Below are 15,511 nucleotides of genomic sequence, written 5' to 3'. Positions count from 1 at the left end.
TGTCTTTGGCTGTGACCCAATGTATTGTTGGTCGTTTGGTGACTAGAGCATCCATTCGACCGGCAGCCACCTGACCACGGCCGTCAGGGCACGCTGTAAACCATTGGTTTCAGGGTCCACGGAGTGAATGGTGACAGTCCCATCCTGCTCTTCTTGCAGCCATATCATCTCGCCCCTGTCGTTGAGTTCGACGCGATAAGAAAACTCAGGCCGGTTCAATTGTTCTGCAAGTGCCTGAGTTATAGTTGGGCTTTCGATCATAAGGCCCATTTCTGTATTCAGCCGCGCAGACCTTGGATCGAGGTTGTAAGAGCCTATGAAGATCCGTTCTCCATCCGATCCAAAGACTTTTGCGTGTAAACCGGAGGCCGACCCGGCCAGCATCTCGGGCAGGCTGCGCTCGCGATGTTCACGCCGCAAGGCTCGAAGCTCTAGCAACTCTACACCGCTGTTCAGCAAGCCTTCTCTGTATCGCATATACGCTGCGTGAACCGGCATCACATCCGTGGCATCCAATGAGTTGGTCAGAACGCGGACCTTCACTCCGGACTCTGCCAACCCCTCCAAAACCTCCGCGCCTCTTTCGCCCGGAATGAAATACGCTGAGACAAGGTCGAGCGAGGTCTCAGAGGTTTTGGCGAATTCGATAAGTTGCTCGACAATCAGATCTTCACTCTCGACTTCCCCCAGCCCTTTTGACGGATCGTCGACGAAAAGAGTGACTTCGCTCCATTCGAATTTCAGATCGCGTGCCGATATCCGGCCGGCCAGTTCATTTTCCTGAATTGCCCTTTGATAACCTGCGCCAACCGCAGTCTGGCGTGCTGCATCCGCCTTTGCTTTCAGACTTTTTTCCGACGGAGGCTCGAAAAATAACTCCGCGTCGTACGCGGAGGCACTATTCCAATATGCGTCGAAGGATTGCGATACCTCATTCACAATCGGGCCGATAGCTATCGCGTCCACATCAAGATAATGCGTTCCTGCACCGTAGTCGAAATAGATGTCACCAATGTTGCGCCCGCCAACAATCGTGGCGACTCCGTCCACAGTCATTGATTTATTGTGCATCCGCCGGTTCAGGCGACCAAAGTCAAATGCATAAGACAGAAGTTTTGGGTTCCTCAAAGTGAACGGATTGAAAATGCGTACATTTGCATGTGGCAGGGCGTCCAGTTCGGCGAGCAAACCATCCAATCCAGAGATACCGTTATCGTCGACCAACAATCTGACGCGCACGCCGCGCTCTGCTGCTGCTCTGAGCTCTTCCAAAAGCATCAGGCCGGTCACGTCATCTTGCCAGATGTAGTACTGAGCATCGATTGAGGATGTCGCTTCTCTTGCAAGGATCGCCCGGGCCGCAAAGGCTGCGCGTCCATTTCCTAGCGGCCTTACACCGTCGAGCCCGGGATTGCGTTCAAGTGCATTTTTTATTGTTGCACCCAGTGGTCCGACCCAATCGGCATCTTCCTTAAGCGTTGGCTCAGAAAAGTTTTCTTCAGGAAGCGAAAACGTCAATCGTAACCCCATTATGGTCACTGCGATCACCGCTACCAAAATCAAACATGTTCTGATCAGCCGCATTCGGGGATCCATAGGTGGCACTTCGGATTGTTCTTGCAGCTGAGATTGGCCTATCGACAGATAGTTTTTCAAGAGTTTAGGTTGGAGCAACAGGCTGAGCACCAAAGTTTGTCAGCTATGGAATTGACCGACCATGCACCTTAACGAGCACTATCAAACGTGACCGTAGTAGTCGCGAGAAACGACGGCCGAGTAGGCATAGTGTAGTAAGGTTCCCCAGTCGAAGATAGGTAGACCCACCTCGCGCTGTGCGGCACGGCTAAACGGTTGCATTCCTGTGCACTCATAGATGATGGCGCCAATGTTCGGATCACGTGCCACAAGTGCCTTTGTCGCTTCGACCATCTGTATTTCGCAGGCTTCGTAACGTGCGTACGGCTCTTGCGGGCGTTTTTCCGGATCCCAGAGTTTGTCGAACTCGGTCACCCCCAGCTCGTCCTGGGCGCCGCCAATGATTAGATTGGAATTCGGATCAATTCCGACAGCCTCAAGGTGGCGATCCGTCAGGAAGCGGCGTTGAGCACACAGGATTGCCACCTTCTTACTGCTGCCTATGAGGGTCTGGGCAAATGGCACCTGCAGCAGGCTGGACGTGAACACCGGCACGCTAACGGCGTTGGCCACCTCCTGCTGGAAATAGTCAAAGTACCCACATTCCGCGGCAATGGCGCGGCACCCGTATTTTTCCAACCGCTTTGCGGATGCAATGATGGGCGCGCGAACTGGTGTTTTGTCCTGGTCCCAAACCAAGGTCTTGTTGCTGACTTCCGTGGCGATGTCATACTGGATCGGAAAGGGAAACGCGCTTGGGTTTCGCACGTCACCGGGGAAGCCCGGATAGGCATCGTCCAGAAGCATGACGCCAAGGCCCATCCCATAGCCCACATGGTTCTGACGCGCGCGGATATCTTTGATGCCGGGGTCACGGGGTGCATAAAACACTTAGTTGGGCCTCTTCGTGTTAGGCATTTGGGCGGGCCAACATACAGTCGACCCAACCCAGTCTGATCAGCTGTTGCGTTTGAGGAAGTCGACCAGCAGGGCCGAGATCTTCTCCGGCTGGTCTTCCATCGAAAAGTGGCCGCAGTCCTCGAGCACATGCAGTTCCGAGCCGGGAATGGCGTCGCTCAGCTTGCAGGCCCACGCGACCACCTGCCAGGCGTCATCCGCGCCCCAGATCAATTGGACCGGACGCTCACCGAGTTCGGCGTAGCGCGGTGCAACCTCATCGGTATGCTTGGGGTCGTAGTGCATAACCTGATGCTGAAAGAAACTGCCCTGTCCTACGGGACCACAGATGAAATCGAGGTAGGTTTCCATCGAGGTCTCAGCGAGACGTTTCTTGTTCTGCACTGTCGAATAGAGCCATTCCCGGAAATGCTCACGGTGTTCTGCATCCGGCGCCTTGATCAGCTTCTCAAGGCCCGCTTGCATCTGTTCATGGGTACGCTTCGAGGGCCAGCTGTCATAGCTTACCACGTCGATCATGGTCAGCGTGCGGACACGCTCAGGGGATTGGATGCCGAACCGCTGGGCGATACCACCACCGATGTCATGAGCTATGACATGCAGGCCATCCAACCCCCAGATGTCGAGCAGCCCTTCAAGGATCGGAACCTGCCCGGTGACCGAGGTGTCGATGTTCGGGTCGCGCGGACGTTCCGACAGACCATACCCGAGCAAGTCGTATACATGCACCTTGTACCCAGCCTCTACCAGCGAAGGCAGGATGTTACGCCAGATCCAGGATGAGGACGGAGTGCCGTGGATAAGGACCACGGGTTCGCCTTCACCATGCACGCCGTGAGCGATGCGGTTTCCGTTTATCACAAGGTGTTGGTCCACAAGTTGGATCACGATTTTTCTCCTGCGTTGGTAGGCTGGTCGGGCAGCTATTCGGGATGATTTCAAGGAAAGGGAGCGCAGGAACGGTCAGACGCTCCAGGCAAAGATGCCGTAGGCGCCGGCGGCGATGTAGAAGCCCTGCATCGTCGTCCAGCCCCACATCCGCTTGCGCACCGCAAGGGTAAAAAGCAGCAGCGCCGACAACAGGAAAAACACGAAGGAAAGCACCTCGTATCCAGTGTTGGAGGCGATGAGCAGGGAATAGGCGATAGACAAAAAGGCTCCACCCCACTCAAGCGATTTGTTTGCATCGGTTGTCATGTTTCAATCCGTTTTCTGACTTTCCCCGATTGTAGTTTCAGAGCAATCAATCTATCAAATGAATGATTGTCATGAATCGATAAGAAATGCGAATGGAGTTGTGCCATGGCTGAACGGCTGGAAATAGATGGCCTGCGGGCGCTTCTGGCAATCTCGTCTCATGGGGGCGTTACCCGCGCGGCCGAACACCTTGCGCTGTCGCAACCGGCGGTCAGCCACAAGGTCAGGCGGTTGGAAAAGGTCCTGGATTGCGATCTTCTGGCGCGCCGTGCAGGCGGACCGCTGTTTACTGAAGCGGGTGAGCGGTTGCTGGGATATGCACAGCGCATGATGGATCTGCATGACGAGGCGCTGGCGGCGTTGGGCAAGAAACCACTCAAGGGCACGATCCAACTGGGCATGACCGAAGACACAACGGGTGGCGACGTGGCCCGCATTTTGGGCCGCTTCACCCGGCTGCACCCGGAAACCCAGGTGCGCACCCGGATCAGCCAGAGCCTGACCCTCGCAGACTGGCTGGAAGCCGGTGAAATCGACGTTGCGGTCATGCAGGTCTTCAACCGTGATGTGCACCCTGACGATCTGGTTCTCTATGAAGACCAGTTGCATTGGATCAAATCGCATGACCTTCCATTGGACCTGTCGGTTCCGGTGCCGTTTCTCGCCTTTGATAGCAACTGTTTCTACAAACATTGGGCCAGTGCCGAAGGGGCGCGGGGTGGGCAACGGTTTGAAACGGTCTTCGAATGCCCCAGTGCGGCGGGCATCCTATCGTCCGTGCGCTCGGGGTTAGGGGTCGCGCTGATGAACGGGCTGCACCTGTCGCCTGACCTGGAGGTTGTCGGAGATGTGTTCCCCGAGCCGCCTTCCATCGCCTATATCGCGCGAACTCGCCCCAAGAACCGGAATGATGCAGTCAAGGCGCTCATCCAGGAAATCTCCCGTGAGGTCAGAAATGCAATTCCCCTACGCGTTGCTTGACGAACCAGCCCTGGCCTCTATCGAAGCACAGGCAGCCCAAATTCTCGATGAAATCGGGGTTGAGTTGCAGGGGGATCCCGGCAGCCTCAACGCCATGGCGTCGGTCGGGGCACGGATCGAAGGCGAGCGTGTTCGTATCGACGCTGACCGTCTGCGCGGTCTGATTGCGCGTGCGCCCGCCTCCTTTATCTGGCAAGGAAAGACCGAAGCGGCTTCGGTCACAGTCGGAGGCGACCGCCCGGTGGTTGTCCCCTTCTATGGCCCTCCGAATGTCCGGCACGCGAACGACACCATTCGCCAGGGCACCCTCGAGGACTACCGCGAACTCGTGCGCCTGTGCGATGCTTCGCCGGCAATCGACAGCACTGGCTTTCAGCTTTGCATCGCACACGACGGGGACGCACTGGTGCCCTACATGGAGCTCGCCCGCGCCCATTTGGAGCTTTCGGATAAGCCGATGATGGGCACCGTCCTGTCCGAAGACGCCCTGCGCGAGGTGGCTAGCGCGGCTGGGGTCAAGGATACGGACGAAGACTGTCGGTTGCTTCATTTGATCAATCTGACGCCCCCGTTGGTCTTTCAGACCAATCCCCTGCGCTGCCTGCGTGCTTCGGCTGAATTGGGTCAGGCCAGCCTTGTTGCCTCTTACATGATGATGGGGGCCCCGGCACCGGTGACCGTTGCCGGGGCGCTGGCGCAGGGGCTTGCGGAAATCATGGTTGGGCTGGCTTTGACGCAAATCTATCGCCCTGGGGCGCCAGTGGTCGGCGGGATCTTCGCAACCCCGTTTTCGATGCAGTTCATGGGCCCGATCTTTGGAACGCCAGAATCTCACCTGGCCCAATTGGCCGGTTGCCAGCTGGTGCGCCGACTTGGGGTTCCCTGCCGTGGCGACGGATTGGTCACGTCGTCCAAGATCAATGACGCTCAGGCTGGATATTAAGGTGCCAGCGCCTTCGGAGCATCTTTGATGGGAAGGGCCGACCTGATCCTGCACGCAGCTGGTTGGCTGGAGTTTGGCCGGACCGTCGGTGTTGAGAAGTTCGCTTCTGATGAGGCGATCCTGAAGGCGCAGCTCTCAAATCTCCAAATTCGTCATTCATCAGGATACTTCTGAACGACGGCTGTGAGCCGTTCGTCATACTTAGAAAAGTCCGGGTTGTGCGCATCGCAGACCCTGCGTGATAGTTTAAGTTTCCCTAGGAAGCCCCGTTGCGGGATTGAGCAACGCAAAGGGCCATAGCCGCAACGATTTCGCCAAAAATTGATTGCATTCATCGCCAAGGCAGACAATCGCGCAGCGCAAAATCTTGGGCAAACTACGCAGACATATTGGATGCGAGAAGTGTTGTGCGCAAACCCACATTTTCTGTAGGCGCGCATAACACTGCGCTCATAATATTAATTTTATTCATTAAATTTAGGTCTTCTCGCCCATAACTTGCGTGGTACTTGCGCATTAGTTTGCTCGATTTGACCAAAAGATTGCACACTCCCTCTCGGTGTTCGACTACATCCTTCCGAAAGTCTCTTTGAGTTCTGCGACTTGTGCTGCATCCAACATCCGGGTTGGCAGGCCCCGCAAAGCCACGAGCAGCTTGGCTGTTTCTTCTAATTCTTCTGCTGCACAGACCGCCGAGAAGAGGTCCTTTCCCGATACGACAGGTCCGTGATTGGCCAACAGAACCGCACTATAGTTGCCACCCAGTTCGCGGATCAGATCACCGGACTTCGGATCACCCGGCTTGATGTATGGAACTAGTTTGACCGTGCCTACTCGCATTACCACGTATGGTGTAAGCGGTGGAATACAGTCATTGGGATCGGTGTCTTCCAGACACGACAGTGCAGTTGCCCAGGTCGAGTGCAGATGCACCACTGCTCCAGCTTCTGGCCGCGTCTCATAGAAGGCTTGGTGCAGAAATACCTCCTTGGTCGGCTTGTCTCCGGAGACATGGTTCCCATCCAAATCAATCTTGGCGATGCGCTCGGGGTCGATATCGCCCAAGGTCGAATTGGTTGGTGTCATGAGGATTCCGTCATCAAGGCGCGCGGAGACATTGCCCGCTGTGCCAACGGAAAAGCCACGCGCAAACAGCGAGGCGCATAGCTCTGACATCTGCTGCCGCAGCGCCGTTTCATCCGAACTCATTCGCCTGCTTCCATCATTCTGAGCGCTTTTGCAAAGAAGTCTGAAGCGCCAAAGTTTCCAGACTTTAAAGCCAGCGCAATAGGTTCAATTTTTCCAACGCTTAGGACTGGCACACCCGGGTCGATCTCTGGCCCAATTGACATGGCAGGTGACCCGAGTTCTTCAGAAATGGCCTTGGCAACAGCTCCCGAGGTTTCCCCTCCTGCCACCACCAATCGCTTGTAGCTCTTCTGAACAAGCTCTCGCGCGGTATCTGCAAAGAGATTGTCCAGCCTGTCCGCTACAGCTTCCTGACCGAATTGACTTTGGATCGCACGCACATCATCAGGACTTCCCGACGAGTACGCGAGCGGAGCCTGCCCCGAATGCGCTGCGAAGAAATCCAGAAGTGTTTGTTTGGTCACATCCCCGGACATAACACCCGGAATATCGATGGCGAACGTCGGATTGGATTCCGCATGCACATTGATCTGCTCTCGGGTCGCACCCGAGCACGACCCGGCAAGGATCGCGGCAGGCCCAGCGAAACCGGTGAACTCGCTGCCAGTACTTTTGGATGAAGTCTCTCCCAGGAAGTTTCGTGCTAAGCCCAATGCTATGCCCGATCCCCCAGAGATGAGTTCGGCATCCTTTAGAGCTTCGCCCCAAGCCAACAGATCTTTGTCCGAAATCGCATCGCCAATCAAAAATCGTTCTTCCGCGTTCCGCAATGCATCAGCAATCGCCTCTGGCCCTTGCTTCACGGTGTCAACTGGCACCGACCCAACCGCTTCTTCGGTCTGATGCTGCAACCAACGCCTGATGTTCGCATCCGTCATCGGAGTAAGAGGGTGATTTTCCATCCCGGACTCGTTCAACAGCCTGCCAAGCACAAAAAGATGACCGTGATAGACCGTGCGTCCCGTAGTCGGAAAGGCCGGGCAGAAAATCACTTTTTGCGCGTCCAGTTCGTTGGCCAACGCTTCCGCAACGGGGCCGATATTTCCTTCCATCGTGGAATCGAATGTCGAGCAATATTTGAAGATGAACTGCTGGCATCCTTGGTCCACGAGCCACCTCAAGGCACTCAAACTGTCTGCAACGGCTTCCTTGACCGGTGCAGTGCGGCTCTTGAGCGAGATGACGCCCGCTTCGATCTCTTCGTTGGCTGGGGTCGTCGGAATACCTGGAAATTGAGCTGTTCGTAACCCACCTTCCGGCTCAACGCCCTTCGCCAAGGTGTTCGCAATGTCGCTCGCACCGGTGAAGTCGTCCGCTATGACGCCGATCTTCATAATTTGATGTCCCTGGTTGGACCAGGATCCAGCCTATGGATATGCGGTGCCGCACCGACAGGAAAAACCTCACGCACAAGGGGATCATGGCCGGGCACGATAAGTCGAGGGTGCGAGGCCAACCTCTCGAGTGTCTTGAAGCCATCCATCATGTCCTGCAAATCGACGACGATAGGAAAAGCTTTGCGCGCCATGAAATTCTCATAATAATGCGAGGCATCAGAGGCGAGTACCATCCACCCGGCCGCCGTTCTTACGCGAACGCATTGCAACCCGCGCGAATGCCCACCAATGCAGTGCACCGTGACCCCATCTGCAATCTCAGCTTCTCCGTCGTAGAACACGACCTTGCCTGAATAGAGACGCTTTACGACCTCGCAAACATGGACGGCCGTGAAGGGCTCACGTAAGTGGTCGTGGCACATGCAAGGGCCGGTGGCGAAGGCCATTTCAGCCGATTGCATGTGCAACTTCGCGTTTGGGAACATGTGCAGCCCCCCTGCGTGGTCATAATGAAGGTGGGTCACGATGACCTCGGTCACCGCTTCTGGCGCGATGCCTAGAGGCAGCAGAGCTTCGCGAGGGTCCATCGCGATGGGACGACCACGAGCAGCGGCCTCATCGGAGTCGTAGCCAGTATCGACCAGTATGACTTTGTCGCCGCGTTTGAGCACCCAAACGAAGTAATCCATCGCATGAGGCGCGTCATGATTATCATCGATGATGAAACTATCAGCTCGCGTCCGGGCGTTGCGATCCGCGTATTTCACGGCATGGATTTCCCAATCGTTCATCGGATGACCTCGGAATACTGGTGAACTACCTTGGTGGCGATCATATCAGCCACTGCCGTATCAAAGGACTGAAAATGCGCGCTTTCTAGGTGGGCAGAGAACGCCGCGCTGTCATCATAAACCTCATAGAGAAAAACCGTCTCGGGATCATCGCCGAGGCAAACGTCAAATTGCTGGCATCCGGGTTCTTTACGCAAAGAAGTTGAAGCGTTTTCTACCATCAGCGGCAAGAAAGCGCTTCTCTTACCGGGTTTGAGAGTGAAAGTGACAGTGACTACAAACATCAGACAGAAAATCCTTTCAAACGTGAGAAAGCGCGCTTTGCGAAGGGCAGTTGGCTGAGGATCAGACCAATGTTGAGCACCAGTAGAATGGCCGCACCAGGCCGAGAAAAGAAGACCGAAAGATCCCCATCCGACAGGAACAGCGACCGACGGAAGGTTTCGTCAAACAGGCTGCCCAGAATAACGCCTATCACCAACGGTGCGATTGGGTATTTCATCAAGTTCATGAAATAGGCAACGGCGCCTACTCCAAGCATCAGATAGAGATCATTGATGCCACCACCAACGCTGAAAGACCCAATGGTTGTCAGAACCATAACGACGGGCAAGAAGATGGTCTGCGGGATGGCGAGTATTTTAATAAAGACGCGAGCAGTGAACAGGCCCATTAAGAACATTGTCAGGGAGGCCAGCACTAAAATTGCAACCACGCGCAGAATGATCTCGGGGTCTATTGTCGGACCTGGGATCACGTTGTTGATCTTGAAAGCCCCCATCAAAGCCGCGGCGGGTGGTGAACCGGGAATGCCCAAAACCAAAAGCGGGATCAGCGCGCCCCCAATGCAGGCGTTGTTTGCTGTTTCAGAGCACAGCAGACCTTCCAATGACCCTTTTCCAAACTTGTCGCCCTCGGCAGAAACGGTCTTGCCAACACCGTAGCTGACCCAACCGGCGACGTCTTCGCCGACGCCAGGAAGCGCTCCTACCCCAGTTCCAATCACTCCTGACCGGCCAATGGTGGGCAGGTAGCGTCGGATGGAGCGTAGGTTCGGAAGAATGCGGCCTTTCAGGGCCAGAACTTTCCCGGCCTCAACGTGCCTCAAACCGTCAATGATTTGGGGAATGGCAAAGGCCCCCATCAAAACTGGCACAACCTGAAACCCGCTCATCAGGTAAGACCAACCGAAAGTATAGCGCGGCTCAGACAACAGAGGGTCGAGGCCCACCATGGACATCGCAAGCCCAATCAGACCGGCGATCCATCCCTTAATCACCAGGTCTTCGCTCATCAAAGTGCCAGAAAGCAAAATGCCGAACAGGGCCAGCAGTGCTTTCTCCGGGCTTGCGATGTTCTTTGAAACCAAAAGCAGAGCCCACACGAAAATCAAAAGAGTGATGGTCCCGATAACTGTGCCAATGAAGCTGGCCGTCGTGGTCAGCCCTAGTGCTTCGCCCCCTCGACCCGCTTTGGCCAGAGGGTAGCCATCCATGGCAGTCGCCGCGCTGGCTGCTGTGCCTGGAATGTTCAGCAAAATAGACGGGTAAGAGCCGCCGTAAATCGCACCGACATAGACCCCGAGCAAAGCGATGAGCGAATAGTCGAGCGGGATTTTGTTGCCGAAGAAACCCGTCAGGATCGTCACAGCCAGGGTTGCCGTAAGGCCGGGCAATGCGCCGAACGTGATGCCCAGGAACACGGAAACGATCAGATACAGATAGGTCAGCGGGTCTACTGCCAAGCCCAAGAATGCGGTCCCAAACCCAGCCAGTTGCGAGAGGATAAAGTCCATCCGGTCATTCTTTCCATAGCGGACGAAGCGTCACGTAGTAGTGGTATTCGATTTGCTTGAAGATCAGCCCTCCGCGCGCGGGCACGTTCTGCCGGAAAACAAAGGCCATCGCGCAAACAAGGATGAGCGGGGCAAGTATTGCCACCAATGGAACGTAGCGCAAAACGCGTTCGGTAGTCGCTTTGGCCAGCACCAACAGCGTCAATACGATCCACAGGATCAGCGTGAACCAATCATCGCCGTGCGCATTCCAATCCATCTGTGCCGGAAAGCCGATGAAGGCAAACAGTCCTGCAGCAATTACTGCAAAGCACGCCACTAAAGCACGCCGCGCATGACCTCCGTAGTAGCCGTAAGTCAAAGCTGTAATCAGCAACCCAGAACACAGAATGAAGTCCACTCTGGGAACGAGCCCGGCGACATATGCAAGAAGGATCAGGCCTATTGTTGAAGCTCGATAGGCTTCCGACTTATCCCATCCGATACGCATAGCGCTAAGCGCGTTTTGAGCTCCACCTGAACGGATCGAAATGGCTAGCAAGACGAAGGACAACACAAGCAACCCTCCGAAAATGAACAGCGGTACAATTGCAGCCGAGTTGTACCAATCCGATCCACTTACACCCGCGCGGTTTTCACCCCAAAGTGGAATGTCCAACGTCTTCCAAAGGAAAAAGACGGACACTGTTATGAGGACAATTGCTGCCCAAAAGTCGCGCGTCCGCATGACCAGTGTTTCGCCAGGATTGTCCATTGCCTGCCTCCCGAGGGAAAGGGCGCGATCAAGCGCGCCCTTTCAAAAGTGATCGGATTATGGCTTCTCGATACCTAGCGAGGCCGGATCGACCGTAGCAGCGCCCAGATCTTGCAAGGTATAGGCAAAGGTAGCTTCGAGGTTGGCAAACAGCTCTTGAGCTTCTTCGCCGTGTTGACCACCGACATCATAATTGTTGGCAGAGGCCCATTCAGCGACAGTGTCGGAGGCAATCGCTTGCTCGAAGGCATCACCAAGCGCGGCCTTTACGTCGTCCCCGGCTGAACTGTGAACTGCAAACCCGATGGCCTGCTTGAGCGGCAAATACCGATCGAGACCATCATAAATGCCAAAGGCAGATGGTACTGTTGCCCCTGCGATCTGCGCGTCCTCGGGCGTCAACATAGCAAGCGGTTTAAGTTGACCGCCTTCGATCAACGGAGCCTGTTCAGCCAGTGAAGTCACAACCAACGCAACTTCCCCCGCTATCGCTGCTTCCTGCCCTGGCGCTGAGCCTTTGTATGGAACAAACTTGAATTCTGCACCGGACCCTTTTTCGATGGCCAGAAGGTTCAAGTGGTGGATCGAACCTGCGCCGGAAGCCGCCGCTGGAATAGTGCCAGGAGCAGCTTTCGCGGCGTCGACCAGTTCTTCCAGAGTATTGTAAGGGCTGTCCGCCGGAACCGAGATCAGATCAGGTGATCCGCCAACAATGAACGGATACCAAAAATCAAACTTCTTATCCCAACCACCTTGCACAGCAGCGGTGACGTTCGACTCTGACAGACCAACCAATGTATAACCATCGTCTGGTTGGTTCATGACATAGACCATCCCGTTGGAGCCTGCGACACCACCTGTTTGATTGATCACATTGATCGAGACCGGAAGGTGTTTTTCCATCTCGGCCATGATCATACGGTTGATCGTATCGGTCCCGCCACCGGCCCCCCAGACCACAGCTGTGGTGATATCACGATAGGGGTAATCCTGCGCAACAGCTGCGCCTGCAACACCGGTCGCCATCACGGCTGCGGCCGCGAACCGCCCTAGCTTTAGTTTCATTTCCAAGTCCTCCCAAACAGCTTTGCGTTTATTATTGCATTTATTTGCGTATACATTAAAGAATGCATTGTCAACGTGCTGTAGTAAATGCTGCTATCGCGCTATGAATGCGAAACGGGAAGGATACGGGCTAAGATGAAAAAAACGTACGATGTTGCGGTGTTCCACGGGGACGGGATCGGCCCGGAAATTATGGCCCCTACGCTTGAAATCCTGCGTGAGCTTTCACGCAGCAGTTCCACCTACGAGCTGGTATTTACAGATGCTTCGGCGGGCGCAGGCCACTATGCTAAAACTGGAGAGTCGTTTCCGGCTGGATCACTCGAAACCGCGCGCAATGCTGACGCGATTCTGCTGTCTGCAATGGGCTTGCCGGATGTTCGATACCCAGACGGAACCGAGATCTCACCGCAGATTGATCTGCGAAAGCAACTGGGACTTTTCGCTGGTGTGCGACCAGTGAAAGTAAGAAGCGGACAAATGACCCCCTTGGCGCTGCCTCCCGGAAAAGAGATCGACTTTGTCTTGATACGCGAAAGCACAGAAGGACTGTTCTTTACCCAAGGCACTGGTGAAGTTACTGAACACGAAGCACGTGAAACTCTGCTGATCACGCGTGAGGTGTCCGAAAAACTGTTCCGTTTCGCGTTTGAACTCGCCAAGAACCGCAAAAGAACCGGGCGCGGCCGGGGTCGAGTTACATGTGTCGACAAAGCCAATGTATTCCGCGCCTTTGCGTTCTTCAGATCGATGTTTGATGCGGAAGCCGACCATTATCCCGAATTGCAGGCAGACCACGCTTATGTTGATGCAACGGCTCTGTGGATGGTTCAAAAACCTTGGGAATTCGATGTTTTGGTCACTGAGAACATGTTCGGAGACATCCTCTCCGACCTTGGTGCAGGTCTTATGGGCGGTCTTGGACTGGCTCCGTCAGCGGATGTCGGGTTGAATCACGCTGTATTCCAACCCTGCCATGGTTCCGCTCCAGACATTGCAGGACAGGGTATTGCCAACCCCTTTGCGATGATCCTGTCCGCAGCAATGATGCTTGAATGGTTGGGTTTGACCCATGATCACCCAGGCCTGTCCAACGACGGCGAACGATTGCGTGAAGCCGTGGAAAAGGTGACCGCGAACGGACAGAACCTAACGCGTGACCTAGGTGGCACCGCCGGAACGCAGGACGCAGCCTCATCGGTATTGGAAGCATTGCGGGCATGAATACTCAACAAGCCATCAGGGTCGCGTGTGTGGGTGCGGGATATTTCAGTAGGTTCCACTACGAAAGTTGGTCCCGAATGCCCAGAGCGGCTCCGATTGCATCCTGCAACCGTGATATCAACAAGGCGAAGGAAACAGGACTGGCCGCTTACGATGATCTGTCAAAAATGCTGGAAGTGGAAAAACCAGATCTCTTGGACATCATCCTTCCACCTGTGGCGCAGGCCGATGCCATCCGAACGGCACTGCGCTCTGGAATAAAGTGGCTGATCTGCCAAAAACCTTTCTGCATGTCATTAGAAGAAGCTAAGAAGATCGTCTCCGAGGCTGAAGCAGTAGGCGCAACCATTGTCGTGCATGAGAATTTTCGCTTCCAGCCCTGGTATCGTGCGATCAAGGTAGCGATGACCGAGGGTCGAATTGGAACACCTCTACAAGCGACTTTCCGGCTTCGACCTGGCGACGGACAGGGACCGCATGCATACCTTGACCGGCAGCCGTACTTTCAGGACATGCCACGTTTTCTGGTGCATGAAACAGCGGTTCACTGGGTAGATACATTCCGATTTTTGTTCGATGCGCCCAGTGCAGTTTATGCGGACTTGCGCCGAGTTAATCCCATTATCTCGGGCGAGGATGCAGGTTTCATCCTGTTTGATCACCCTAACGGCTTGAAAGCCCTGTTCGATGGGAACAGGTGCCTTGACCACAGTGCCGAAAACCTGCGTCAAACCATGGGTGAGGCTCTCATCGAAGGAAGCGAAGGATCACTGTTTCTTAACGGTGACGGTTCAGTTGACCTTCGCGCCTTTGGGAAACGGGAGAAACAGCAGATTCTCCCTCCCAGCGATCATGATGGATTTGGAGGAGACTGCGTTCACGCCTTGCAAAGTCACGTCATTTCGGGCCTTCTACTGGGCACGCCTTTGGAAAACACGGCCCGAGACTATTTGGATGTGATCCGCATTGAAGAGAATATCTATCTCTCAGCTGCGGAAGGACGAAAAATCAACCTGGAGACACCGTGAAGGATCAGGACGCAAAAACTCTTTCCAATACCCAACGCGCTGTTAGGGATTTGCGACAGATGATCCTGTCTGGCGAACTAGCTGCCGGAACTGACCATCTGGAATCGGAACTCGCAGAGACACTTGGCATGTCCCGCACCCCGATACGGGAAGCTGCGCTGATGTTGGAAAGTAAGGGCTTGCTTGAGATGCGGCCCCGCAAGGGCGTGCGGATATTGCCTGTTTCATTAAATGATATGCGTGAAATTTACGACATCCTAACGGAACTCGAGAGTCTCGCAGCGCAGCGCGCTGCCGAAGCGGGTTATTCGGAAGATGAACTGGCGGTACTTGCCGGATCAATTGCAAAGATGGACCAAGCCATCGAAGCCGAAGACCTTGAAGCCTGGGCCGAGGCCGACGAGTTGTTTCATCAGGAGCTTGTTCGATTGGGCGGCAACAAACGTGTCGAAGCGATTGTCGCCATGATGAGCGATCAGGTGCGTCGCGCGCGCGCAACGACGTTGTTCATCAGGCCCCTGCCCGTCAAATCCAATGAAGATCACCGGGTTGTTTTTCAAGCGATCAGTGAAGGTCGTCCAGATGCCGCCCGTGAACGTCACCGTGAACACAGGCTGCAAGCACAGGCTATGCTTTGCGGGATACTCGAAAAACATCGGCTCAACAGCCTCTGACCGACTCGTATCCGGTCTTT

15 protein-coding genes and 1 pseudogene are annotated in these 15,511 nt (G+C 55.0%); 5 read left to right on the top strand and 11 right to left on the bottom strand.

Features of this window, described 5'->3' with window-relative positions; all coding sequences use genetic code 11:
• Nucleotides 1-42: 42 nt before the first annotated feature.
• From ACR0DB_RS14385 to ACR0DB_RS14370, 4 genes are all read right to left on the bottom strand, one after another.
• On the bottom strand, nucleotides 43-1,584 hold the full coding sequence (locus tag ACR0DB_RS14385; RefSeq protein ID WP_480551774.1) for a phospholipase D family protein: 1,542 nt from the start codon (nucleotides 1,582-1,584) through the stop codon (nucleotides 43-45).
• Between the two features lie 153 nt (nucleotides 1,585-1,737).
• The gene (locus ACR0DB_RS14380) at nucleotides 1,738-2,526 is read right to left on the bottom strand and encodes an aspartate/glutamate racemase family protein (RefSeq protein WP_480551772.1); all 789 of its coding nucleotides are present in this window, start codon (nucleotides 2,524-2,526) and stop codon (nucleotides 1,738-1,740) included.
• Between the two features lie 66 nt (nucleotides 2,527-2,592).
• Complete coding sequence (locus tag ACR0DB_RS14375) at nucleotides 2,593-3,441, bottom strand: alpha/beta fold hydrolase (protein WP_480551770.1); 849 nt, start codon at nucleotides 3,439-3,441, stop codon at nucleotides 2,593-2,595.
• Between the two features lie 75 nt (nucleotides 3,442-3,516).
• Nucleotides 3,517-3,750: a hypothetical protein gene (locus tag ACR0DB_RS14370; protein WP_170380068.1), complete on the bottom strand. Its 234-nt coding sequence runs from the start codon at nucleotides 3,748-3,750 to the stop codon at nucleotides 3,517-3,519.
• Nucleotides 3,751-3,855: 105 nt separating this feature from the next.
• On the opposite strand from ACR0DB_RS14370, the gene ACR0DB_RS14365 reads away from it, so the two are divergent.
• Nucleotides 3,856-4,731 carry a LysR family transcriptional regulator gene (locus ACR0DB_RS14365; protein ID WP_480551767.1) on the top strand — a complete coding sequence of 292 codons (876 nt, stop codon included), beginning with the start codon at nucleotides 3,856-3,858 and terminating at the stop codon, nucleotides 4,729-4,731.
• Nucleotides 4,658-5,848: pseudogene (locus ACR0DB_RS14360) on the top strand (trimethylamine methyltransferase family protein). Before ACR0DB_RS14365 ends, ACR0DB_RS14360 begins: the two are co-directional and overlap by 74 nt.
• 393 nt (nucleotides 5,849-6,241) lie before the next feature.
• Here the strand turns inward: ACR0DB_RS14360 and otnC are convergent.
• The 7 genes from otnC to ACR0DB_RS14325 are packed head-to-tail and all read right to left on the bottom strand — an operon-like array spanning nucleotide 6,242 to nucleotide 12,565.
• On the bottom strand, nucleotides 6,242-6,883 hold the full coding sequence (gene otnC / locus ACR0DB_RS14355) for a 3-oxo-tetronate 4-phosphate decarboxylase (RefSeq protein ID WP_480551765.1): 642 nt from the start codon (nucleotides 6,881-6,883) through the stop codon (nucleotides 6,242-6,244).
• Complete coding sequence (otnK, locus tag ACR0DB_RS14350) at nucleotides 6,880-8,157, bottom strand: 3-oxo-tetronate kinase (RefSeq protein ID WP_480551763.1); 1,278 nt, start codon at nucleotides 8,155-8,157, stop codon at nucleotides 6,880-6,882. Before otnK ends, otnC begins: the two co-directional genes overlap by 4 nt.
• Complete coding sequence (locus ACR0DB_RS14345; protein ID WP_480551761.1) at nucleotides 8,154-8,951, bottom strand: N-acyl homoserine lactonase family protein; 798 nt, start codon at nucleotides 8,949-8,951, stop codon at nucleotides 8,154-8,156. The genes otnK and ACR0DB_RS14345 overlap by 4 nt, the downstream gene beginning before the upstream one ends.
• Nucleotides 8,948-9,235 (bottom strand): putative quinol monooxygenase, encoded by a 288-nt coding sequence (locus ACR0DB_RS14340; RefSeq protein WP_480551759.1) that lies wholly within the window; start codon nucleotides 9,233-9,235, stop codon nucleotides 8,948-8,950. Before ACR0DB_RS14340 ends, ACR0DB_RS14345 begins: the two co-directional genes overlap by 4 nt.
• Nucleotides 9,235-10,746 (bottom strand): tripartite tricarboxylate transporter permease, encoded by a 1,512-nt coding sequence (locus ACR0DB_RS14335; protein WP_480551757.1) that lies wholly within the window; start codon nucleotides 10,744-10,746, stop codon nucleotides 9,235-9,237. The genes ACR0DB_RS14340 and ACR0DB_RS14335 overlap by 1 nt, the downstream gene beginning before the upstream one ends.
• A gap of 4 nt (nucleotides 10,747-10,750) precedes the next feature.
• Nucleotides 10,751-11,500, bottom strand: coding sequence for a hypothetical protein (locus ACR0DB_RS14330; protein ID WP_480551755.1), 750 nt, complete (start codon nucleotides 11,498-11,500; stop codon nucleotides 10,751-10,753).
• Between the two features lie 57 nt (nucleotides 11,501-11,557).
• Nucleotides 11,558-12,565 (bottom strand): Bug family tripartite tricarboxylate transporter substrate binding protein, encoded by a 1,008-nt coding sequence (locus ACR0DB_RS14325; RefSeq protein WP_170775443.1) that lies wholly within the window; start codon nucleotides 12,563-12,565, stop codon nucleotides 11,558-11,560.
• An 87-nt stretch (nucleotides 12,566-12,652) separates the two neighbouring features.
• Between ACR0DB_RS14325 and ACR0DB_RS14320 the strand changes: the two genes are divergently transcribed.
• The 3 genes from ACR0DB_RS14320 to ACR0DB_RS14310 are packed head-to-tail and all read left to right on the top strand — an operon-like array spanning nucleotide 12,653 to nucleotide 15,491.
• Nucleotides 12,653-13,789, top strand: a complete 1,137-nt coding sequence (locus tag ACR0DB_RS14320; RefSeq protein ID WP_480551753.1) for an isocitrate/isopropylmalate dehydrogenase family protein — start codon at nucleotides 12,653-12,655, stop codon at nucleotides 13,787-13,789.
• Complete coding sequence (locus ACR0DB_RS14315) at nucleotides 13,786-14,817, top strand: Gfo/Idh/MocA family protein (protein ID WP_480551751.1); 1,032 nt, start codon at nucleotides 13,786-13,788, stop codon at nucleotides 14,815-14,817. Before ACR0DB_RS14320 ends, ACR0DB_RS14315 begins: the two co-directional genes overlap by 4 nt.
• Nucleotides 14,814-15,491 carry a GntR family transcriptional regulator gene (locus tag ACR0DB_RS14310; RefSeq protein WP_480551749.1) on the top strand — a complete coding sequence of 226 codons (678 nt, stop codon included), beginning with the start codon at nucleotides 14,814-14,816 and terminating at the stop codon, nucleotides 15,489-15,491. Before ACR0DB_RS14315 ends, ACR0DB_RS14310 begins: the two co-directional genes overlap by 4 nt.
• The last annotated feature ends 20 nt before the right edge of the window (nucleotides 15,492-15,511 follow it).

This window comes from Ruegeria sp. AB6 (genome assembly GCF_056542685.1).
This window is presented reverse-complemented; position numbering and strand designations above follow the sequence as displayed.